Source organism: Nostoc sp. C110 (assembly GCF_043099725.1).
GTDB classification, from domain to species: Bacteria; Cyanobacteriota; Cyanobacteriia; order Cyanobacteriales; family Nostocaceae; genus Nostoc; species Nostoc muscorum_A.
In genome coordinates this window covers 2,097,347-2,118,375 of the sequence record NZ_CP171148.1, presented here as the reverse complement: position 1 = coordinate 2,118,375, position 21,029 = coordinate 2,097,347, and the positions used below count along the sequence as shown (strand labels likewise).

General features: G+C 39.4%; 17 protein-coding genes. 6 read left to right on the top strand and 11 right to left on the bottom strand.

What is annotated here, in order from left to right; genetic code table 11:
* The first annotated feature begins 12 nt into the window (after positions 1-12).
* Together ACFFRD_RS14680 and ACFFRD_RS14675 are read left to right on the top strand one after the other, a co-directional pair.
* Positions 13-2,805, top strand: coding sequence for an AAA family ATPase (locus ACFFRD_RS14680; protein ID WP_392482114.1), 2,793 nt, complete (start codon positions 13-15; stop codon positions 2,803-2,805).
* Positions 2,798-4,291 (top strand): radical SAM protein, encoded by a 1,494-nt coding sequence (locus ACFFRD_RS14675; protein ID WP_392482113.1) that lies wholly within the window; start codon positions 2,798-2,800, stop codon positions 4,289-4,291. The genes ACFFRD_RS14680 and ACFFRD_RS14675 overlap by 8 nt, the downstream gene beginning before the upstream one ends.
* A gap of 758 nt (positions 4,292-5,049) precedes the next feature.
* Here the strand turns inward: ACFFRD_RS14675 and ACFFRD_RS14670 are convergent.
* From ACFFRD_RS14670 to recQ, 3 genes are all read right to left on the bottom strand, one after another.
* Positions 5,050-6,237, bottom strand: a complete 1,188-nt coding sequence (locus ACFFRD_RS14670; RefSeq protein WP_392482112.1) for an MFS transporter — start codon at positions 6,235-6,237, stop codon at positions 5,050-5,052.
* Positions 6,238-6,249: 12 nt separating this feature from the next.
* Positions 6,250-6,822 (bottom strand): Uma2 family endonuclease, encoded by a 573-nt coding sequence (locus ACFFRD_RS14665; protein ID WP_392482111.1) that lies wholly within the window; start codon positions 6,820-6,822, stop codon positions 6,250-6,252.
* Positions 6,823-6,917: 95 nt separating this feature from the next.
* Positions 6,918-9,083 (bottom strand): DNA helicase RecQ, encoded by a 2,166-nt coding sequence (gene recQ / locus ACFFRD_RS14660; protein ID WP_392482110.1) that lies wholly within the window; start codon positions 9,081-9,083, stop codon positions 6,918-6,920.
* Between the two features lie 28 nt (positions 9,084-9,111).
* On the opposite strand from recQ, the gene ACFFRD_RS14655 reads away from it, so the two are divergent.
* Positions 9,112-9,246: a hypothetical protein gene (locus ACFFRD_RS14655; RefSeq protein ID WP_392482109.1), complete on the top strand. Its 135-nt coding sequence runs from the start codon at positions 9,112-9,114 to the stop codon at positions 9,244-9,246.
* Here ACFFRD_RS14655 and ACFFRD_RS14650 read toward each other — a convergent pair.
* The 6 genes from ACFFRD_RS14650 to ACFFRD_RS14625 form a co-directional block, all read right to left on the bottom strand.
* Positions 9,243-9,512, bottom strand: a complete 270-nt coding sequence (locus tag ACFFRD_RS14650) for a type II toxin-antitoxin system YafQ family toxin (RefSeq protein WP_392482108.1) — start codon at positions 9,510-9,512, stop codon at positions 9,243-9,245. The two genes, ACFFRD_RS14655 and ACFFRD_RS14650, sit on opposite strands and share 4 nt — an antisense overlap.
* 7 nt (positions 9,513-9,519) lie before the next feature.
* The gene (locus tag ACFFRD_RS14645; RefSeq protein WP_392482106.1) at positions 9,520-9,765 is read right to left on the bottom strand and encodes a hypothetical protein; all 246 of its coding nucleotides are present in this window, start codon (positions 9,763-9,765) and stop codon (positions 9,520-9,522) included.
* Positions 9,766-10,127: 362 nt separating this feature from the next.
* The gene (locus tag ACFFRD_RS14640; protein WP_392482105.1) at positions 10,128-11,942 is read right to left on the bottom strand and encodes a DUF4157 domain-containing protein; all 1,815 of its coding nucleotides are present in this window, start codon (positions 11,940-11,942) and stop codon (positions 10,128-10,130) included.
* 229 nt (positions 11,943-12,171) lie between these two features.
* Complete coding sequence (locus tag ACFFRD_RS14635) at positions 12,172-13,734, bottom strand: AAA-like domain-containing protein (protein WP_392482104.1); 1,563 nt, start codon at positions 13,732-13,734, stop codon at positions 12,172-12,174.
* A gap of 374 nt (positions 13,735-14,108) precedes the next feature.
* Entirely contained in the window at positions 14,109-15,494 is a 1,386-nt protein-coding gene (locus ACFFRD_RS14630) for an AAA-like domain-containing protein (protein ID WP_392482103.1), read from the bottom strand.
* A 222-nt stretch (positions 15,495-15,716) separates the two neighbouring features.
* On the bottom strand, positions 15,717-16,379 hold the full coding sequence (locus ACFFRD_RS14625; protein WP_392482102.1) for a class I SAM-dependent methyltransferase: 663 nt from the start codon (positions 16,377-16,379) through the stop codon (positions 15,717-15,719).
* Positions 16,380-16,456: 77 nt separating this feature from the next.
* Here ACFFRD_RS14625 and ACFFRD_RS14620 point away from each other — a divergent pair, with 77 nt between their 5' ends.
* A complete protein-coding gene (locus ACFFRD_RS14620; RefSeq protein WP_392482101.1) occupies positions 16,457-16,678 on the top strand; it encodes a hypothetical protein in 222 nt (73 codons plus the stop codon).
* Positions 16,679-16,936: 258 nt separating this feature from the next.
* Positions 16,937-17,875 carry a phosphoribulokinase gene (locus ACFFRD_RS14615; RefSeq protein ID WP_114084002.1) on the top strand — a complete coding sequence of 313 codons (939 nt, stop codon included), beginning with the start codon at positions 16,937-16,939 and terminating at the stop codon, positions 17,873-17,875.
* Positions 17,876-17,980: 105 nt separating this feature from the next.
* Here ACFFRD_RS14615 and ACFFRD_RS14610 read toward each other — a convergent pair whose 3' ends face one another.
* On the bottom strand, positions 17,981-18,553 hold the full coding sequence (locus tag ACFFRD_RS14610) for a hypothetical protein (protein WP_392482100.1): 573 nt from the start codon (positions 18,551-18,553) through the stop codon (positions 17,981-17,983).
* A 169-nt stretch (positions 18,554-18,722) separates the two neighbouring features.
* Here ACFFRD_RS14610 and radC point away from each other — a divergent pair, with 169 nt between their 5' ends.
* Positions 18,723-19,454: a DNA repair protein RadC gene (gene radC, locus ACFFRD_RS14605; RefSeq protein WP_114084004.1), complete on the top strand. Its 732-nt coding sequence runs from the start codon at positions 18,723-18,725 to the stop codon at positions 19,452-19,454.
* Positions 19,455-19,573: 119 nt separating this feature from the next.
* On the opposite strand, the gene ACFFRD_RS14600 is transcribed toward radC, so the two are convergent.
* Positions 19,574-21,007: a hypothetical protein gene (locus ACFFRD_RS14600; RefSeq protein WP_392482099.1), complete on the bottom strand. Its 1,434-nt coding sequence runs from the start codon at positions 21,005-21,007 to the stop codon at positions 19,574-19,576.
* Between the last annotated feature and the right edge of the window lie 22 nt (positions 21,008-21,029).

Below are 21,029 nucleotides of genomic sequence, written 5' to 3'. Positions count from 1 at the left end.
CAGGAGCCTATTATGTCTGAAATAGATAAATTAGAGTTTGTTGGTCGTGAAGAGCATCTAAATCGAATTATTACCCTTGTTCAAAAGGCTAATACACTGCACGTTGTTTTAGTAGAGGGTAGAGGCGGAATTGGCAAAACTTGGTTACTTAATGAATTACAAAACCGCCTCAACCAAGTAAACATCGGAACAAGTGAAATTATTGATTGTGATACTCCTGTTTTTAATGATGCAGAAGATTTATGCACTCAAATCGCCAAGCAATTGTATGATAATACATATCAAGAATGGCTGCTCCGGTTACGACAACTACGAGAAGATGAAAACCACCTCAGTCAAACTGCATACCAAGAAGAACGCAGACAACTTGAAAAGTTTTTAGTCGATGAAATTAATCGAAAATCTAAACAACAGAGATTAGTATTTTTAATTGATACAGTTGAGAAGTTAGGACAAGCAGAGCGAAGAACGGAAGTTTGGGAATATATTGGTAATCTATGCCAGCAACTAGATAACGCCGTATTGATTTTAGCAGGTCGCCCTAGTATTGCTCGTCAAATTTTGGAAAAGTCGTTCATAGAAGCAGAACTAACCTATTTGGAGTTAAATGAATTTACTCATGAGGATGTACAGACATACATTCTTTCCAAAGAGGAGCAACTTCATTTTACTCTTGGGAAAGACTTAGTTCAAAAGATCATAGTTCTTTCTGGTGGTAGCCCCATTATGATTGAATTTGGAGTAGAGTATGCTTATCGAGAAGTTATTCCAGATTGGTTAGAGAGTGAAGATATAGAAACTATTCCAGCCAGGTTAGAAAAAACGGGTGGATTTGAAGCTGAGATGGTTCGACATATTACGCAGCTTCGGACATCAATGGATAGGCTAACCCTCTTACTTTCACGTATTTATCCATTAGATAGTTCTGATATTGCTAATCTATTAGAACTATCGATAGAAGATGCTAAAAAATTATTTATTGATGCTCAGAGTTACTTTTTTATCAAACCAGTAATGAGTGGTAATCAAATATCATTACATGATATTGTGCGAGATTTGGTTAATAAATTTGTATGGTCAGATATTGACCCAGATTTGGAATGGAGAAAACGTGATAGTCGTATTGCTGCCAAATATTTTGAGAAAAAAGATTATCAGCTAGGGCCGCAGAAAAGGATATTGGAGGTTCAACTTTACTCTGATAATTCTAATAAAGCCGCTAATATTGAGTTTCTAATTGAAGAACTGAAACAACTGCGAGAATTCAATACAATGCGATGGCTATGGAATGCTTTATACGCTGACCCAACTATCGGCTTTGAAACTTGGCATGAAGTTACTAATACGATCCGCAGTCAATCAAAGAAATTCAGCTTTGTTAATCAATTATTAGCAGTTGTAAAACAGTTTGAAAAAGACCTAAATTTCGACCAAAGATTTAAATTGATTATTTTTGAAGCAAAGCTTGTCCACGCCCTTAAAGATAAGGGTACAACAGAAAATGAGGTGAGAAAATTAGAGGCTATGTTAGCTGAAAAATCTTCTAATTCTTCTCATCAACCAGACCTTTGCAATGTGTTGGGAATGCTGAATGCTAAATTGCATCTTTATGATGAAGCTTTGAAATATCAGCAAAAGTGTTTATCTCTAGTTCAAGGGAAGAAGCTAGCATCTGCGATTCCGGGTGTGGCGAACCAAGTTGGTTATCTTTATCGACAACTGAACAATTTTAACGAAGCTGAAAAATATTACAAACTAGGTTGGGATGCTGCTATGGAAGTTGACACTCCTAACAAAGGTTTAACTCAAGTTATGGCTAGTATTCAGAATAACTTGGGATATTTATACGGACTACAAAAAAATTATATCAAGTCTGAACAGTGCTTTAAGGCTGCTATTGATATGTGGTCGAGTGTGGAGACTGAACGCGAAATTGCCAACGCCGAAATTGCCTCTGCGACTATTTCGGTAAATGAGGGGAACTATGTTAAAGCTAAACAGCTACTTGAACGAGCGTTAAGCCGTTGCAACAATGAGGAAGATGATAATCGAATATTGTGTAGGGCATACTTTCATTTAGGCTTAAATCAGTGGTTTAGTGCCGAGGTACTAAATGAAGCGGTTTGGGATGTAACACAGGTAAAGTGGGATCTAGATGTTTTAAGTCAAGCTCAAGATGCTTTAGAAAAAAGCCTGAAACTGGCAGAAAAATACGGACTGGAAGAGGAATTGCCTGGAATTTGGCATCAAACGGCCAGTGTTTACTGGCATCTTGGGTTTCAAAAGTGCGATCGCTCTTTGCAAGAACAAGCTCTCAAACTCAACGATCGCTCTTACCACACTAGTCTAGAGTACAATGACAGGCGATATGCCATCGATAGCCTGGTAGGGAAAGCAGAGTTTGATTATTATGCAAAAGCATACCAGCATATTTCCGATTATGCACGAGAACTTAGCGATCGCTTCCAGTCATATCAAAATACCTATCAACTGTACTTTGGTAGGATGTTACGGATAGAAGGTGATGTGGCATTTCAACAGGCGAACTACGATCTTGCCTTTGCAAAATATGCTCAAGGCATACCCCAAATCTTTCAGGATGGAGGTTTTGGCCCCTATTCAATCCAACATGAGTTAAATCTACTGCAAAAGAAAATCGAACGGTTGCCTATAGAACTTTCTAAAACCCTAATCCAGCAACTCAAACATCAGTGGCAAGACAATAAAGCTCTCAAAGAATGGTGCGATCAACAAATGTTTTTGACTAGAATCCGTGCAACAAAACAGCCATCTTCTCATGCTTAGTAAAAAAATTGATCGACCCAGAATTTTAGTTTCTCTCAATTCTACCTGCGTACCAACTGGACAATGCGATTGTGATGGAGGGGATTGTGCCTGTGACTTATCCCCTTTAGCAGAATTAGGCTCAGATATATCATTATCTCTGGGGGTATTTGAGACAGAGTTTGTGATATCTCCAAATTCGCAAATAATGAATCTAGATGATACTTACTATATCTGTTATGGAACTAATCACAAAGTAGCAGTTCTAAATCAATCCGCATTATATTTACTAAGGCTATTTACAAATCCTCATAAATTAGATGATATCATAAAAGAGAATTCTCACATTAACCAAACTGACTTACAGACAGCTATTCAGGAACTATATCAAGCCCGTTTAATTGTTCCTAAAAATAATAACTTATTTAACCTAAATGAAATACCAGAAACTTTATCTGCATGGTTACATATCACCGATCGCTGTAACTTAAGATGTGACTACTGCTATCTTCCTCATTTAGCTAGGGATATGTCAATAGATATAGGCAGAGCAGCTATTGAATCTACATTTCGCTCTGCTAGCTTAAATAATTACCGCCGCGTCAAACTAAAGTATGCCGGAGGAGAAGCATTATTATGCTCTCCTTTAATTAAAGAACTGCATTTATATGCTCAATCACTTAGCAAAGAAAGAGGCATTATATTAGATGGAGTTGTTCTCAGTAATGGAACATTGATTACGCCTGAGATTATCGAGATGCTTAAAATATTGAATCTGCGTCTCATGATTTCACTAGATGGATTATCAGATTTCCACAATATCCAACGAACTTATGCAGGCGGAAAGGGTTCATTTCAAGATGTTGAACGGGGTATTAAGATTGCTTTGCAAAATGGGCTAGTACCCGATATTTCCATCACTATTAGCGGTCGCAATGCAGAAGGATTACCCAATCTGATTGAATGGATATTAGAGCATAATCTGCCCTTTAGCTTAAACTTTTATCGTGAAAATGAACTGTCAGCTTCTTATGAAGACTTGCAACTAGAAGAATCTCGAATGATTCAAGGAATGTTGGCAGCATTCAAAGTTATTGAATTGAAATTACCTAATCGAAGCTTATTAGGTTCATTAGTTGATCGTGCTAATTTATCATCTCCTCATAAACGAACTTGTGGAGTTGGACAAAGCTATCTTGTATTTGATTATCAAGGACAAATTGCCAAATGTCAGATGCAGCTACATAAAACTGTATCCTCAGTTGACGCTCAAGATCCTTTAACTGTTGTGCGACAAGATAAAACAGGTATTCAGAATTTATCTGTTGAAGAAAAAGAAGGCTGTCGTACATGTGAATGGAAATACTGGTGTACGGGTGGTTGCTCTTTGGCTACGTTTAAGGCTACAGGCCGTTACGATATTCAGTCTCCAAATTGCAATATTTATAAAGCTCTATATCCTGAAGCTCTCCGCTTAGAAGGCTTACGCCTTCTCAAATATAGTTAAGTTAGCTAATTTCACTTCTTACCTCTGTGTTCTCTGCGCGGCAGTCGCTCATGGGGGAAACCCCCTTCTCTACGAGACGCTCCGCGAAGGCGCTAGCCTCTCCCTTTGGGAGAAGACCGCGCTGCCTTGTCTCTGTGGTTAAATTAATTACTTTTTAACCGCAGAGGCACAGAGAACGCAGAGAGAAAAAGACAAATTGAAATTATAAGAATATATTTAGTTAGCTTATAACCGATAAAAGAAATTAAAATGCAGCTTTGAAGCAATTGTACTAATTTTGCTTCAAACTAAAAATATAGTAAACACCAATTTTGAAATAAGGACGATCGCACATGAGTTTAATCGATGGTATATTACTGACGCTGCTAAATACTGTTGCTTGCCTTGCGCTGCCTAAATTGCTAGTAATTCTGTCTGCAAAAAGGCAAAACACTTCACCATCGCGCTCTACTGCAACATCAAAAGATTCTAACTCTGAAATCCCCAGTTTTTCGTAATATAAGCTGATTGTGTCTAGATATCGCTTTGATGAGGAGAAAATTTAGTTATTGGTGCAAAGCGATATCTTAATGAAAGTTATGCACATTTTTTCGGAAAATAATGAGTGTGCATATTTCCCCAAAATAAAATTTTATAGAGAAAAAAGCTGGTCTACAGTACAACGAAAACCAGGTAATAGAGAATAATTATAGTATTGCTACTAACTAAAGCTTTTAGCAGCTTGATTTGACTTTGTTACCGCAATTTTTTGTTATTCTTTATTTAGGGCTTGCTGTAATTTTTTTAGGTCTGACGATAATAAAAAATCCGAGCAAAGTAAAAACTAACATTTGCCAAGTCACCAAATTCCAGCCACCAAGATTCCAGCATAATAAACCAATGCTAGTACCGACAGCACCACCGATAAAATAGATAGTTATGTAAACTGTGTTGATGCGACTATTTGATTGAGCATCAAGAGTGTATATCCTTGCGACATTGGTGACTTGGATTGCTTGTACACCTACATCTAGTAACAATACAGCAACAGCGATCGCGATCGCTGAACTAGAAGCAATTTTAGCAATTACTAAACTTGCAATGACGAGCGATACAGCAATTGTCAAGGAACGTTGCGAGTTACCTCGATCGGCTAGTTTACCAAAAACTGGAGCCATCAATGCACCTGCGATCGCCACAAAGCCATACATCCCAATTGTGTCAGATTGAAAATTGAAAGGCGCTCCGCTTAAATGGAAAGTCAACGTTGTCCAAAATGAGCAAAATACACCAAACAATAACCCGCCAATTAAAGACGCTTCTCTTAACAAAGAAAAGCGTTTGAATTGTTGAATTGTTGAGCTTAGTAATTCCAAATAATAACCGTTAAATTCATTTTTTACATTAGGTAAATATATATTTAGTAATACAGTAACAATTAAAACCATTACTGACGAAAATCCATATACATAACGCCAATTTAACCATTCAGCAATATATCCACTAAAAACCCTTGCTCCTAAAACTCCAATTAATATACCAGTAAAAATGTAGCCTACAGTTTTACCTGTAGTTACTCTATCTATACTTGCGGCTAAGGGAAGAATAACCTGAGCCGATACTGTCGCAATCCCAATTGCTACGCTCAATATCCAAACTTCGATGATGTTTTGTGAAAACGTCATGAGTATCAACAAACAAAACAAACATATCAATAAGGAAACAATTAACTTTTTCTTGTTGATTTTATCGCCCAAGGGGATTAAAAAGAAAAGCCCAAAACCGTAACCAACTTGTGAAAGCACAGATATGCTACCCACTTCGCCTTCACCAACTCTAAAAGAAGATGCAATATCTTTGAGGATTGGCTGATTATAATAAATGTTGGCAACACAGACACCAGATGCGATCGCCATAATCAGTACCTGGACTTTAGTTAATCCGCTACTTGAGATTTGTTTTTCCATTCAACCTAAAATTTATACAGGAAAAAACTGGTTTACATTACAGCTAAAACCAGGTAATAGCGGAGAAATTATATTATCACTACTAAATAAGGTGGCTACCAAGTTAAGTTGACTTTGTTCACGTCGATAGACCTCTAGTTTACGCGATCGCCAATCAGCAATCCAATATTCTTTTACTCCTCTGGAAGAATAAAGTTTAAGTTTAGCTTCCTTATCTCGTCTTTGGTCTTCGTTGCTAGCAGACAAAACTTCGACTACTAAATCTGGTGCGCCAGTTAAATGTCCTGCTTCATCCAATGTTAGCGCCAAGGTTTCTTTAGTAGCCCAAACCACATCAGGAATCACATTATCTGATTCTGAAAACAAAACACCGGGGTTGATTACAGCTTCTCCTAAACCAGTAGACTCTGACCAAATGTTAAGTTGTCCGAAAATTCGCCCACAAGTTTGCTGATGTTTAAAGTGAGGTGTCCTACTCATGAATAATTCTCCATCAACTATCTCGTAGCGCGTCCCCTCATTTTCTGGTAATAATTCCACATCATGAGTTGTCCAGCGTACTCCTGTATTAAGCATCTGACTCATTAGGTAACTCCTTTAATCTTGCTTTTGTATTTTAAATAAAATAGAATTCATCATTCATACTAATTGATTCTGTATTCTGTATTCTTTTTCAATCATCACTTGCGATTGTCGCGCCGCCACTTACACCGCACTAAGCGAATTTCATCAAAAGTGTAGCTTTCACCTAGTTGTTCTTTAATGGGAGTGAGGGAAATATCACCGAGTACTTCTAAAACTTGCCAAATTTTTTGTTGATGTTCTAAAGGTACTAATTGATTTAAATCAACTGGCTGATTTTTCTCAATTAATTTTTCTAGATGACTGCTAACTGTTGCCGGACTAAGGTTCCGCTTTTTGGCAATTTGAGCAATATTTAAACCTTGTTGATGCAATTGTAATGTCTGTAATTCGGTGTAAGAAGAAGATGAGTTGGAAGAGGATACGGAAGCAGAAGTAACCGATTTATTTTGCAAACCTTTTTCTTGGCGGTAGGTGCGAATTTCTGTAATGAACTTTTCGCCATATTGAGCAAGTTTATGACTACCAACACCAGAAAGTTTGGCAAATTCAGTTAAGTTTTGGGGTTGCACCTGTACCATCAATTTTAAAGTGGAATCGTGGAAGATGACGTAAGGTGGTACAGATTGCTCATCAGCCAATTCTTTACGTAGCGATCGCAACTTCTGTAATAATATTTCTGCTTCTTCTGCTTTTTCACTCCCCTGTTCCCAGGTAATCTTTTGGACTGTGGTTATAGCTAGGGAAACTGTGCGTTGTTTTCGCATTACTTCCCAACTGTGGGCATTTAGTTTTAAAACTGAGTAACCATCGCTAGTTTGTTCTATTAACCCTTGATGTAAAAGCGATCGCCCCAACATTCGCCATTCATCTAGAGTTCTATCTTTACCAATACCGTAGGTGGAAAGCTTATCGTGTTCGTACTGGAGAATTTTATCTTTTTTTGCCCCTCGTAACACATCAATTATGTGTAGCATCCCAAATCTTTCTTTACAACGCGCCACACAAGATAAAAACTTCATGGCTTCAACTGTCCAATCTTGCATGGGTTTGGGATGACGACAATTATCACAGTTACCGCAATTCCCAGGAAACCTTTCGCCAAAATAACCCAGTTGAATCGTTCGCCGACAATCAGTGCCTTCAGCGTAATCGATCATTTGCCGCAGTTGTTGTTTAGCAATCAACTGTTCTTGAGGGTCAGTTTTTTGATCGATACTCCATTCAATTGTTTTAACATCACCAAAGCTGAAAAATATTGTACACCGAGATGGTTCTCCGTCTCTACCTGCCCTACCCGATTCTTGATAATAACTTTCTATATTTCTAGGCATATCAAAGTGAACTACCAGCCGCACATCGGGTTTATTAATTCCCATACCAAAGGCGACTGTTGCCACCATCACCCGGACATCATCTCGAATAAATCGCGTTTGATTACTACTACGTTCCTCATCAGTTAATCCGGCATGATAAGGCAGAACACCAATCTTATCATTTTGTAGTTTAAAAGTTAGTTCATCAACTTTTTTACGAGTTAAAGAATAAATAATTGTCGAACCTTCTGTTTCTCGAATTAGTTCTAATAATTCAGCGTAAGCATATTTAGTTTTAGGACGAACTTCGTAATAAAGATTTTCACGGTTAAAACTGGCAAGATGGATGCTTGGTTGCTTTAATCCTAATTGTTGAATGATATCACTACGGACGCGATCGGTTGCTGTGGCGGTGAGAGCGACGGTAGGAACATCAGGATAGCGTTTCCGCAGAGATTTCAACTGGCGATATTCTGGACGAAAGTCATGTCCCCATTCCGAAACGCAGTGCGCTTCATCAATAGCGAAGCTAGAAATACCGATTTTTTCTTTAACTAAATCAAGAAATGGGAGAAACCTTTCACTGAGGAGACGTTCAGGGGCGACGTATAGTAATTTTACTTTACCACTGAGGATAGCTTCTTCCCGCGATCGCACCTTGTAAGCATTCAAACTGCTATTGAGAAATGTCGCGTTAATATTATTATTTCGCAGTGCTTCTACTTGGTCTTGCATCAAAGCAATTAACGGCGACACCACCACCGTTAATCCATTTTTTAACAATGCTGGTAGTTGAAAACACAGAGATTTTCCCCCACCAGTCGGCATCACAACCATTAAATCTCGATTTTGCAGCGCATCTTCGATAATTTGCCGTTGTCCGGGGCGGAATCTGTCGTAACCGAAGTGATATTTTAGCGCTTGTTCGAGATGGGGATACTGAAGCATAGCGATCGCTTTTTCGGGGGCTGTCTGCGTGAGTAGTTATGAAGATATCAGGATTTTAACTCACATCATCGGCAGCTTTGGTCACACCTGCATTTCTATTGGTGATCGCTTGATTTTTAAGACAGTTGCTACAAGATTAGTGATCGCACTTATATTGAGCTAATAAACATCGTCATGAGTACCAATGTCTAGTAAAAGAACAACTTCTTCTTCACTCTCGTCATCGGTTTTCAGCGAAAAAACAATGCGACAATCATATCCACAAGAGCATGAAAGCAACCCTGATAACTTTCCCTCTAGCTTGTGAGTGCCCAAGTGGGCTGCAAATATATCATTCTCCATAGCAGCAATAGTTTCTTCTATTCTTGTCTGTAAGTCAGCATTACGACGAGCAAATTTTCGGAAAGCTCTTTTAAATTTGCTAGTCATAACCAATCTATACATCGGCTGCACTTGGGTTATTGAGATATTCCCGTAATTCTTGAATTACTTCGGCAGCAGTCTGGACTTTGAGCTTACCTGCTTGGAATTCAGCAATAGAAGCTGCTGCATCTGAGGCAATTTCATCTCGCCGACTTTCAATAATTCGGTTTTTGAGAATGTGTACCAGCATTTCTTGCTGCTCTAAAGTAAGCTCCATTGCGGCATCTAGAACTCTATCTAGGTTACTCAATTGCTTCATCCTCTTAATTATTTAAGTTGATAACAGAACTCGTAAGATATAAATATACAAGTCTTACCCTCGTCGCTTTTTTAGCTTCGTCAAACTCATGTTAACTTATCGCACACTCATCAGCCTTCATACATGAGCGTAGGCGCAGCCCGTCGTAGACATCGCTTTTTCGGGGGCTGTCTGCGTGAGTAGTTATTGAAGATATCAGGATTTTAACTCACATCATCGGCAGCTTTGGTCAGACCTGCATTTCTATTGGCGATCGCACTAAGTCAATCATCATACATGAGCGATGTCTACGACGGGCTACGCCTACGCTTGATTTTCAAGATTGTCGCTACAAGATTAGCGATCGCACGGCGAAAAAGATGTTACACAATGTCCATAGCGTCTGTGGAAATCCCTTTAAGGGGCTCTTTCAATGCCACCGTATTCTTAAGTGTGTCGTCTAGTGCTTTACACACCTCCTCGAAAGATTTGGTAGCTGGCTTGTCGTGGGATTGGGTATTAAATTCTACAATAACGGGAGGCGTATAAGTGTTGATACCTGTCTCAAAATTAAAATGATAAGAAATACGGGTTGCAACCGGGATGCTTATTCCGTCAACTATAAAGTCTTGCTTCCTAGCATTCACAACTAGATTAAGCTTCCACGCTTGGTCTTTGCTTAACAGTCGCTTTATCTTTGTCTCATAACTAAGCATCTCTGTATTTGCCGCTGCTGTTCCTAGCACCAAGTTTTCACTGATTTGTTGAGGCTGGTTGGTTCGTTGGATCAAGTCTTTTGATTTTTGGGATAGATCGCCAACGTGTGTCTGCCCGATGCTGAAAGCCACCAAGTGGAGCCATTCCCACGATAACGGGGTCGGGCACTCAAACCCTAATTTATGCGCGGCTGCATTGGGACTGATATTATCCATCACCTTAGTCTGCGTGATGTTGCGCTTGCTGCCGCTTGGAAGATCATTATAGCCATGCCCAACAGAAAAAGACATCTGGTTGTTTGTGTCTTCTCCCTGAGAAACACCGCCTTTGGGATACTGAACTAATCCACCCATCCCGCTTGTGACTGTTTCCATAGTAGTGCCACCGCTTGGGTCATAACGGAAGGGGAAGGGTGGGGTATAAGAAGTGTCTGTACTTGTGTCCAGAGGTGCTGCTCCCACCAACTGCCGCACTTCATTTATAGTGTAGGTTTTTGAAGTGTCATTGTGAAGTTCTTGGATTTTAGTCTTCTGTTGTTGGTTCAAGTCCTTCATCACTTTGGTATTGGATTTCAGCGTTCCCGGTTGATAGCCTTCAATTTGACGCTGAATGGGGGCTGGGAAACTCAGATGCCCATTCTGTTGCACCACATGAGTCAATTCATGCGCCAGCAACTCTTGCCCTCCTCGACTCCCCGGCTCATACGTCCCCTGCCGAAAGAACACATCCTGCCCCGTCGTAAACGCCTTCGCCTGTATCGACTGATTTAACTGATCAGCCTGGGAATCTGTGTGAACCTTCACCCTACTGAAATCAGCTCCAAATGCTTGCTCCATCGGTTCACGGATATTATTTGCCAATAGCTGTCCCCCACCCCGTGCCTGATTGATGGATGTTTCCAAATCTTGTGTAGCTGGCATACCATCGTCCGACACACGCTGCACCATCGGTTTCATTTGCAATTCATCTTCTTCATCAAGCAATTCTTCTTCTTCTTCGGGCAATGACTCGCGCTGAAGTTTCTCGCTCTGTGGCTGATGAATCTTTTGCACTACCTGACGTGCTGTTTCATCGGCTTCCTGCTCGTACTTATCTCCAGGTTCCCCAATTGTCAGCTTTGCCTGAATTGGTGCTGCTATATTTGGTTTTCTTAGTGGAATATTGGCAAAGTTATGACCAAATCGAGTTGCGTGTTCCAGTCGAGAATTCAATAATCCATCCATCTTGGCTTGCAGCACAGTCAACCGTTCTTGTCCCTCTGGCGTAATCTTGGCATATTTTGCTTGTAATTCCAGTCCAGTAGCCTCAATACTTTGTTCTGCAAAGGCAACATCCTCTATGTCCGTTTCTGTCACTGATGCAACTGATGCTTTTTGAACTTGGCTCCCAAACGGTCTATACGTCAATTTCGGGTTTTGTTCTGCTGCTTGGGGATTGGTATTAATAGATGAGGGAGTCTTTGATAATTTCTTATTGTGCATTATTTTTACAAGTTCTTTATTTGCACTTAACCTGACATTAAGCTTTTGGTCTACTGATATTGGGTAATAACTTTATCGTAAGAAACAAATATGTATGTAGGACTGCATTAAATATTAAATTATTTGATTGTTCGGAAAATGTATTCATCTATCCCCAGATATAGATTACCGCTTAAATAATGAATGCAAATTTCATGAATACCGCAAAATTTTAAATCTCAAATTCACCTCAGCATCCACCTAACCGAGAAATTGCAGTTTTCACTTTGCCTTGATGCTCTATTCGGGTGCATTTTAACTGTGATTCTAAAGCATCAATCTTTCGTAAAAGCGATACTCCCCACATTATAGAAATCACCAACTTGATTGTCATACCCGCTAGCAAGAGTGTTACTATTGTGGACGTTTTCTTTTGTTGAGCTAATCTTTTTTGTTGTTCTGCAAGTCGTGCTTCAACTTCTTTGGCACGTTCGGCTTCTAATGCTTGTTGCATTTCTCGCCGATCTAATTCTTCACTAGCAGCTAAAAATCGATAATCTAAGTTGCTCAAGCTTTTGCCATGTGCCCAGGTTTGGGCATCAATCAAAGCTTGTCCGCGCAATAAGCGAGATTTATCATTTTCTTTTGAGGCTATCCACGCATTGAAGGTTTCATAGTAGGGGCGCAAGTAAGCTAATTTTTTTCCAACCCATTCTAAATTGAAAACTTCTTCATAAATTCGGTTTTTAATTTGGAGAAACCCTTGCTTTTTAATCACCAAGCCAGACAGCAATAGTTCTACTTGTTCTCGACTATCATCGGCTGCTACTTCCACTCCTTGGAGGATTTGCTGATAAATTCCTAGCAATCTGGCGGCGATTTGTTCGTTTCTGAGGATGCGATCGCGAATTGTCCGCAAATGCTCTGGTTCATCTTGTGATTCCCATTGATCGATAATGTGCGATCGCACCACATTTTCTATCCAAAACTCTTCTGTGCCAGGGGGAATTTTTAACTTTCTACCCACATCATCTTGAGATAGACTAACAAGTAACCGACACAGCTTTTGAGTCAGAAATGGTTGTCCTTTTGTCCAAGCTAATACTTCCTTTAAAACTTTTTGGGGATGATTATCTTTAATATCCAGTCCTAAAGATAGTGGTTGAGCTTCTTCAAATGTAAAGCCATTTACTCGGATAGCTTTACCAAAATTAAACGGTGTAATGTGATTTTGATATAAAATTAAGTCTGAAGGTGTAGCAACACCAAAAATTGCAAATGTAATCCGATCGTACTCTGAATCAATTGCTCGTTGGTTATAACAAAATCGAATCAAGCTAAAAAAGTCATCCACAGAGAAATCAAGACCGAGAATACTATCAATTTCATCAATAAAAATGAATAGCCTTTCGTTAGGAAACTGAACTAACAGAATTTCTGAAATAAACCGACTAAGTTTCTGGGGCAAAGAAATATCATTTTTTTCTTGCCACCAGGTTTTTAAATTGACTTTTCCTAACAGTTTAAAGCCCAGCCATAAATCGCCTACAACTCCCTTATACCACTGTTCTGGAGTTATATTTTCGCAACCAATATTAGTCATATCAATGGTGACACATCTAAAGCCTTCTTGTTGCAAGCGATGCTTGGTTTTTACCATAAGTGAAGATTTGCCCATTTGCCTGCTGCTTAGGATGTAGCAAAATTCACCCTGCTTTAAGGCTTCGTAAAGTTCCACATCCGCTTTGCGCTCAACATAGCTAGGAGCGTCACTGGTTAAAGTGCCACCAACTTGATATCGATAACTGTTCATTTGATTTAAAATTTTAAATTAGTTCTCGTTCTTAATAAATAAATTTCTATCGGGACAATTGTTGAAGAAGAATTCAGAAGTCAGAATTCAGGAGTCAGAATGAAGACGCGACGCTCGAATACTCGCTAACGCTGCGCTATTAGTGTGGGATTCAGACCCGTGACTGATTGTTCGCGCTTGCGTCTCGTAGAGAAGACCACTAAATCTTTGATTTAGTGGGGGTCTTAAACCCCTGTATTCATCCACTCTTTCGTTCAAAATTCATTCTGAATTCTGGCTCCTGACTCCTGAATTCTGTTTCGATAAAATTCATATTAAGAACGAGAATTACTTATTTTGATTATTTATCTTTCAACAGTCTACCAGAACTATTACTATCCTGAGTGCTTTCCAAGCTGTTGGCTAAAGTAAAGGCGATATAACTCACACATAACATGAGCTTGATTACCGTTGAGTTTAACCAAACCCATACTTTCTAGCTTATAAGCAGCGATCGCGTCTAGCTCTACTTTTTCATCTGTTGCAATTACCTGTTGCATAGCTGACATTAATTTTGGGTCTTTTTGCAGTAAGCTCAGAAGTTCTCGTAAATGCTGACTGTAAATTCCCACTGGTGTAGATGCAGTTTCTAGTAATACTTCTAATGTCATTTCCTCCTGACATAGATGATAAAGCGCAAGGCTCACCAAATAGGGATGTCCTCCTACCATTGCTTGTAGGGGTGCAAGGCGTTTTGCGCCTTCGGAGTTGGCTGCACAATTTAGTCCATAAGACAATGCTAAATTCTGTACCTGATTGAGAGTCAATGGTGGGAGCGTAATTGTGATCCCAACATTGAAAGGCGATTGGTTAAGCTTTAGTGGAATATATATTTCTGTGGTGTGAACTACCACCATCCGTAGTTTTTGCCAGATTTGATCCTGCTTTGCTTGTTCGTGCCAAAATCGCAGCATTGGCAAAAAATCTTGGGCAATATTGGGATGTTCAAAAACTCGATGAACTTCATTCAAAGCCAAAACTAGAGGACTATTATCAATATATTGCAGTAGATATGCTTCAAAATAGATTTTGCAGCTTACCTTGCTGCCCATTTCCGTGTCCCAAAAATCATCTAGAGAGGGAAGGAGATTTAACTGTCTGCTGACATTGACACAAAACCAACGCAAAAATTTATCAAGAGAAGCAAAAACGTCTTGATCGGCTTCTTGAAAGTCCAAATAGACGATTTGATAACCTTGCTCTCTAGCATAAGCAATCATCCGATTGAGCAGCGAACTTTTTCCTGTCTTTCTAGGTGCTTTGATTCGGATTAAGCAACCAGGGTATAAAATCTCATTACAAACAAGTTCTTCCAGAGGGGGGCGGTTGATGTAAAGAGGAGAACCCAGTGGTACGGGGCCGCTAGGAAATTCAATTTTGCTTGCTGAAAATGAGTCTGGAGACACCATTTCTAAATTAGATTTTTCATTAAATTCTTGTTGGCTCTGATTTTCCCGATCGCCTATTTTTTCTTGTAGGTATTTCTTCAAGGCTAAATGCAGATTTTTTTTGGTTATTTTTTTTCCAAGTGCGATGGAAAGGTCTTGCCACAACTCAGAGCCAACTTCTTTGATGTAATTGTCGCGGTAGCCTGATTCCTCTGCCATTTCACCATAAGTTTTGCCCAACCACGACTGAGACAGCACAAAGCACTGAATGGAAGCAAGAGGCTTGTCTTGCAGAATTGTTTCTACTGCTTGCAGAATATCTTCCACGGACATTAAAGTTTAAACAATTACTAGATATAGTTATCTATTTTGATCTATTAATAATATACAACCGAATAAATACTTAAAAAAAGAAAAATAAATTTCTAAGAATACAGTTTTTTAAACTATAATTTAATATTGCTTACTTAAAAAAGCTTGCTGATTTTTAAGCAAGATTAGGGAAAGTCAAGTATTAAACTAAGCGGATTTGGTTTTAGAAAAGTTAGAAAGACATCACTTTTTCAGTGCCAGAGTCAAACCATCTGCGATCGCTACTAAACTCAGACTAACTCGCTGGTCTTGATGCAGCTTTTGATTAAAGGCACGAATCCTTTTAGTTCTATTATCCTGTACTTGGGGGTCGGCAACCCTGCCTGACCAGAGAACATTATCGATCGCAATTAGTCCCCCTCTTCGCACTAATTGCAGCGATCGCTCATAATAACCATCATAGTTGCTCTTATCTGCATCGATGAAAGCAAAATCAAAGGTTTCCGCCTCTCCCGTTGCCAATAACCGATCTAAAGTCTCCAAAGCTGGGGCAATGTGCAGTTGAATTTTATCTGCCACTCCAGCTTGCTGCCAATAACGCCGAGCGATCGTTGTAAATTCTTCACTCACATCACAGGCTACCACCTTCCCGTCGCTCGGTAACGCCAAGGCTACCACCAGGGAACTATAACCTGTAAATACCCCAACTTCCAAAGTTTTTTTCGCTCCCAGCAACTGCACCAGTAACGCCAAAAATTGCCCCTGTTCAGGAGCAATCTGCATTCTACCTACTGGATGCTGGGCTGTTTCTTGCCTCAATTGGGTTAAAATTTCTGGTTCTCGGAGAGAGACTGATAGTAAATAGTCATAAAGGTTTTGTTCGAGTCCTAGTGTTTGAGTGGTCATAACGTGCGTTTTTCTTTTACCTAAACCCCACAGACTAATTATCTGGTTTTTAGGCTTAAAGCCCTTACCAATGACAAATGACAAAGGACAAATCCCGGATTTCTCACGATACTGTAGGCAGAGGAGTGTGGGGAGTGTGCGGGGTCAGATTTCTTCCCCATCCTCCCACACCTCCCACACTCCTTGATTTCTCACAAGTGAGAAATCAAGGAAATGACAGCCTTTGTCAGTTAGCTTTAATTGCGCCGACCGACTTATCATCTGGAATAAAGCTCGGCTATTGTGTAAGAACTTCATAGCTGAACTTTCATGACCTAGAGGTTTTCTAATGCCTATCGATAACGCCTAACTTTTTCTCTTTCCCCCTGCCCCCCGCCCCCTTGCCTCTTTTGACTCATCAGCTATGTAGATGGCAATAAACCAGCGCACAGATATTTTATATGTAGAGATATTGCATACCAAGGCTTTGCTTGAGTTACTTGCCTAAACCCTTCTAGAATTAAAACTATTGTAGGGAAATTGTATTTAATAAACTTACTTTTATTCTGGGAGGTATGATGAGCCGTCCAATAATTCTTGGTATTGTCGGCGACAGCGCTGCTGGGAAAACAACACTAACGCGGGGAATCGCTCAGGCACTCGGCCCAGAAAATGTCACAATCATCTGTACAGATGATTACCACCGTTACGATCGCCAACAACGTGCAGAAATTGGCATCACTGCCCTCCACCCGGACTGCAACCATCTGGATATTATGCAGCAACACCTGTCGCTGCTACGCACAGGACAGCCCATTCTCAAGCCAGTTTATAGCCATAAAACAGGGACATTTGAGGCACCTAAGTATATCAAGCCAAGTAAATTCGTCATTATTGAAGGATTACTCGGTTATTCTACTCGTGCCGCCCGTGATTCTTACGATGTTAAAGTTTATCTTGCGCCTCCTGAAGAATTACGTGCTAAGTGGAAAGTCAAGCGAGATACGCAAAAGCGGGGGTACACACCTGAACAGGTGCTAGCAGAATTAGAAAAACGCGAACCAGACTCATCACAGTTTATTCGTCCGCAACGGCAATGGTCTGATATAGTCATTAGTTTTTATCCACCAACTGATGAAGATGATGAAAGCAATGGACACCTAAATGTCCGATTGGTACTACGTCCGACAATTCCCCATCCAGATTTCACCGTAATTACCAATTCTAGTTATGGTAATTCTGACTCAGCGATTCGTCTTGGGCTAGACAGAGACATGAGTAAGCCTGTGGATGTCTTGGAAGTTGATGGTCATGCCACCTTAGAACAGGTGAATAAATTAGAGCATATTATTTGTTCTGATATGCCCCATCTCCGAAATCTTTGCGATCGCGAAAGTAATCCCGAACTGGGTAAAATTGCTGGTACAACTGGAGAGACATTGCAAAGTTACCCCCTAGCTCTCACCCAGCTAATCATTACCTACCACATGCTCAAAGCAACGCAAATTTATCAATAATCAGGGAAGATGGAGGGGTTTTGCGAGTTTGCGATCGCGTATAGTGTTGGGCTGTTGAATTATGCGATCGCACTATACTTATGCTACTCAAACTTTAGATATTGCTCATGATTGTGGCTTGACGGAGGCTTGCAGCAGTTCAATATCTCTAATCTCAAGAATGCCACTACTCTCAAATTGCACACTAATTTGAACTTTGGTAGCATCGGCTTCTTTTTTAAAATGGGCACGCGCTTCGTAAGACTTAAAATTTTCCGTTGGTGAAACTCCTGTAGACCATGAAGTTGTTCTCATTTTACCCCATTGTCCTGGTCTACATAAACCTAAACTCACTTTAATTGGTTTTTCTGTGTCTAGTGCTTTCGCGTTAAATTGACAAGCAAGAACACACTCTTGGACATCGGGCGATGCAACTTCAAACAAGATGACATTTCGCAAAGGATCTGTACTAATCATTAACTGCTGAGTATTGTCGTCATAGGCTTCAATTCGCCAGCTTTCTCCGACAATTGCAATACCTCCCCTTGTCACTGTGGAATCGGCAGGTGTGAATCGACGAATCAGCACAAATGGCTCTGTGGGTTCAGGAATGCCGAAGCGCTTTTGCAAATCGTTACCGACTTCTTGAATTTTAGAGTCAATGAAACCTTTGAGATTGTTGAATATATCGTCAAACATAGCGATCGCCCTAAATCATATTATTTTTAGTATTCCCTTTGAAAGTTGCCAATGAAATTACCCATCTAAACTAACCAAGGTTAAAGATTTTCTCAAATAAAGATGATTTGGGAAGTAAACAAGGGATAACTAAGGATAGTTTGATGCGTGGTGACGATTTTCTTAGTTTATGACCTATTGCCTTAGAATTGCCGACCTACCTACAAATGAGCGTCCGCGTGAGCGATTAATGACGCATGGTGCCAAAATTCTAGCCACAGCAGAGTTAATCGCAATTCTTCTAGGCACTGGTCAAGGCCCAGGAAAACTATCTGCTGTGGGTTTGGGACAATTTATTTTGAGCGAATTAGGCAAACATCAACGCGATCCTTTGGCGGTTTTGCGGGAAGTTAGCCCCGCAGAGTTAATGCTAATTTCTGGTGTTGGCCCGGCAAAGGCGACAAGTATTTTAGCAGCAATTGAATTGGGTAAACGCGCTTTTCAATCTCGACCGAATGACGGAACATTGATTGATAGCCCACTTGCTGCTGCTGCTACCCTCAGCCAAGATTTGATGTGGCAGGCACAAGAACGTTTTGCAGTGGTGTTATTAGATGTTAAGAATCGCTTGCTAGGTACGCAAGTAATTACCATTGGCACAGCAACCGAAACCCTGGCCTCTCCCCGTGATATTTTCCGAGAAGTTATTCGTCAAGGTGCAACGCGGGTAATAGTTGCCCACAACCATCCTTCTGGGAACCTTGAACCTAGCCATGAAGATATAGAATTGACGCGCCAGTTGTTAGCAGGGGCGCAGCTTTTGGGCATTCCGGTACTAGATCATCTGATTTTGGGTAATGGCAATCATCAGAGTTTACGGGAAATAACAACCTTGTGGGATGAACATCCGCAAGGCGATTAATCATTTTTCTCTACTTTATGAAGAAGGGGAAGGGGGAAAGGTAAAAACCTCGCTCCTTGTGGGCGACCTGTTCATCCCTTTCCCCTTTAACCTTTTCCCTTTTCCCTTTTCCCTTTTGTTTATGCTTTATCTACCCAATAAAGATAATATCGTTCGTCATCTACCCAGCTTCGCTCAAAATCTTTGAGCGGAACAATCTTCAAATCATTGCGTTTAACATTCAGTTTTTTATTTAAAATCAGCAAAATTTTCTTTTGCTTATCTTTATTTTTGAGTAAAAAATTAATTTGGCTTAATACTTCATCTTGTTCGACATCTTGACGACCTTTTTTAAATAGTGTAAAGCTTCCAATCTGTTGAAGCTGAGGATAATAAAATTTTCGATGTAAATAACCTGACAAAGGAGCCATATTTGCATCTCTGCTGGCAACAATAAACTCATTACTTAATCCAGATTTTTGAATATATTGAGCTGTTTCCCGACTGGCAGAAAAGGGTACAATTAAATCTCTTGAAAAACTATAAATACCTCCAATAAACTGTGTATAAAGAATCAGCATTAAAGCGATATGATGCCATTTGTTTACAAATACAATTGAATTTGGGCGAACAGAAAACTTGTTGAGTAAAACTGGAGAATCTTGATAATAACTTCCCAGCCAGAGAGCCGCTATAAAAACTAAATATAAATGTCCAAAATGCCGAGGCATACCGAGAAATCTCAAATAAGTAAAAGTAAATATTACACAATTACCTAAAATGTAGAAAAAGAGAGGAACTGGCTTTTTAGACAATTTAAGCAAAGTTAAAACTATAATAAATAGAGCAATTAGCGCACAAATAATTAAATCTATCCATCTTTTATGTGCAGGAATAATTAATAAATAACTACCAAATATTCTACCTATGCTTCTCAAAAAATGACGCATATCTAATTTAACTACCCAACCATTATTTAACCCACCATGAAGATAACTATCTATTGGAGGAGTAAGAATATAAATGGATAAAATAAAAGAAAAGATAATAATTAAAATACTTAAAAATAAGTCGTGTTTTTGGCTCTTAATAAAATACTGCTGGCGATGTTCAATATCAAAATAAAATTCAGCTAGCAAAGTCAATGATAAAGAAAATGATACGAGTAAACCATAAGCACTACTATTTGCTAATAAACCCAATAAAATTGCTAAATACGCATAATTTTGTTTTCTGGATGAAAAAATTGTACAGAATGTAAAAACAAACAACATACTAAAGGCATAATTTCGAGAAATTAAAAGATATTCATAAAAAGGAAAAAAACCAAAGGAAAACAGAAATTTTTGTTTATAGTTAAAAGGGCTATATAGGCAAAATACAACAACTGAAGTGACTGTAATTGCTAAATGAAATATTTGCATAATAATAGGGTTGTCTACTATTTTTCTCAGAATTGCCAGAGAAAAATACCAGAGAATAGGATGACCCTCATAATGAATATTTGCAATTAAATCTCCAAAAGATTTACTATCTCTGACAATCAGCCAAGGATTTAGTTCATCTCGCCACATCGAATGGTTGAGAATACCTATT

Bases quoted from the DNA above. Each gene is read 5' to 3' on its own strand.
- ACFFRD_RS14635 (WP_392482104.1), bottom strand. From the start codon at position 13,734: ATGAACAGTTATCGATATCAAGTTGGTGGCACTTTAACCAGTGACGCT.
- ACFFRD_RS14630 (WP_392482103.1), bottom strand. From the start codon at position 15,494: ATGTCCGTGGAAGATATTCTGCAAGCAGTAGAAACAATTCTGCAAGAC.
- ACFFRD_RS14615 (WP_114084002.1), top strand. From the start codon at position 16,937: ATGAGCCGTCCAATAATTCTTGGTATTGTCGGCGACAGCGCTGCTGGG.
- ACFFRD_RS14600 (WP_392482099.1), bottom strand. From the start codon at position 21,007: ATGTGGCGAGATGAACTAAATCCTTGGCTGATTGTCAGAGATAGTAAA.
- ACFFRD_RS14650 (WP_392482108.1), bottom strand. From the start codon at position 9,512: ATGACTAGCAAATTTAAAAGAGCTTTCCGAAAATTTGCTCGTCGTAAT.
- ACFFRD_RS14645 (WP_392482106.1), bottom strand. From the start codon at position 9,765: ATGAAGCAATTGAGTAACCTAGATAGAGTTCTAGATGCCGCAATGGAG.
- ACFFRD_RS14670 (WP_392482112.1), bottom strand. From the start codon at position 6,237: ATGGAAAAACAAATCTCAAGTAGCGGATTAACTAAAGTCCAGGTACTG.
- ACFFRD_RS14610 (WP_392482100.1), bottom strand. From the start codon at position 18,553: ATGTTTGACGATATATTCAACAATCTCAAAGGTTTCATTGACTCTAAA.
- ACFFRD_RS14675 (WP_392482113.1), top strand. From the start codon at position 2,798: ATGCTTAGTAAAAAAATTGATCGACCCAGAATTTTAGTTTCTCTCAAT.
- ACFFRD_RS14625 (WP_392482102.1), bottom strand. From the start codon at position 16,379: ATGACCACTCAAACACTAGGACTCGAACAAAACCTTTATGACTATTTA.
- ACFFRD_RS14620 (WP_392482101.1), top strand. From the start codon at position 16,457: ATGACAAAGGACAAATCCCGGATTTCTCACGATACTGTAGGCAGAGGA.
- ACFFRD_RS14640 (WP_392482105.1), bottom strand. From the start codon at position 11,942: ATGCACAATAAGAAATTATCAAAGACTCCCTCATCTATTAATACCAAT.
- recQ (WP_392482110.1), bottom strand. From the start codon at position 9,083: ATGCTTCAGTATCCCCATCTCGAACAAGCGCTAAAATATCACTTCGGT.
- ACFFRD_RS14665 (WP_392482111.1), bottom strand. From the start codon at position 6,822: ATGAGTCAGATGCTTAATACAGGAGTACGCTGGACAACTCATGATGTG.
- radC (WP_114084004.1), top strand. From the start codon at position 18,723: ATGACCTATTGCCTTAGAATTGCCGACCTACCTACAAATGAGCGTCCG.
- ACFFRD_RS14680 (WP_392482114.1), top strand. From the start codon at position 13: ATGTCTGAAATAGATAAATTAGAGTTTGTTGGTCGTGAAGAGCATCTA.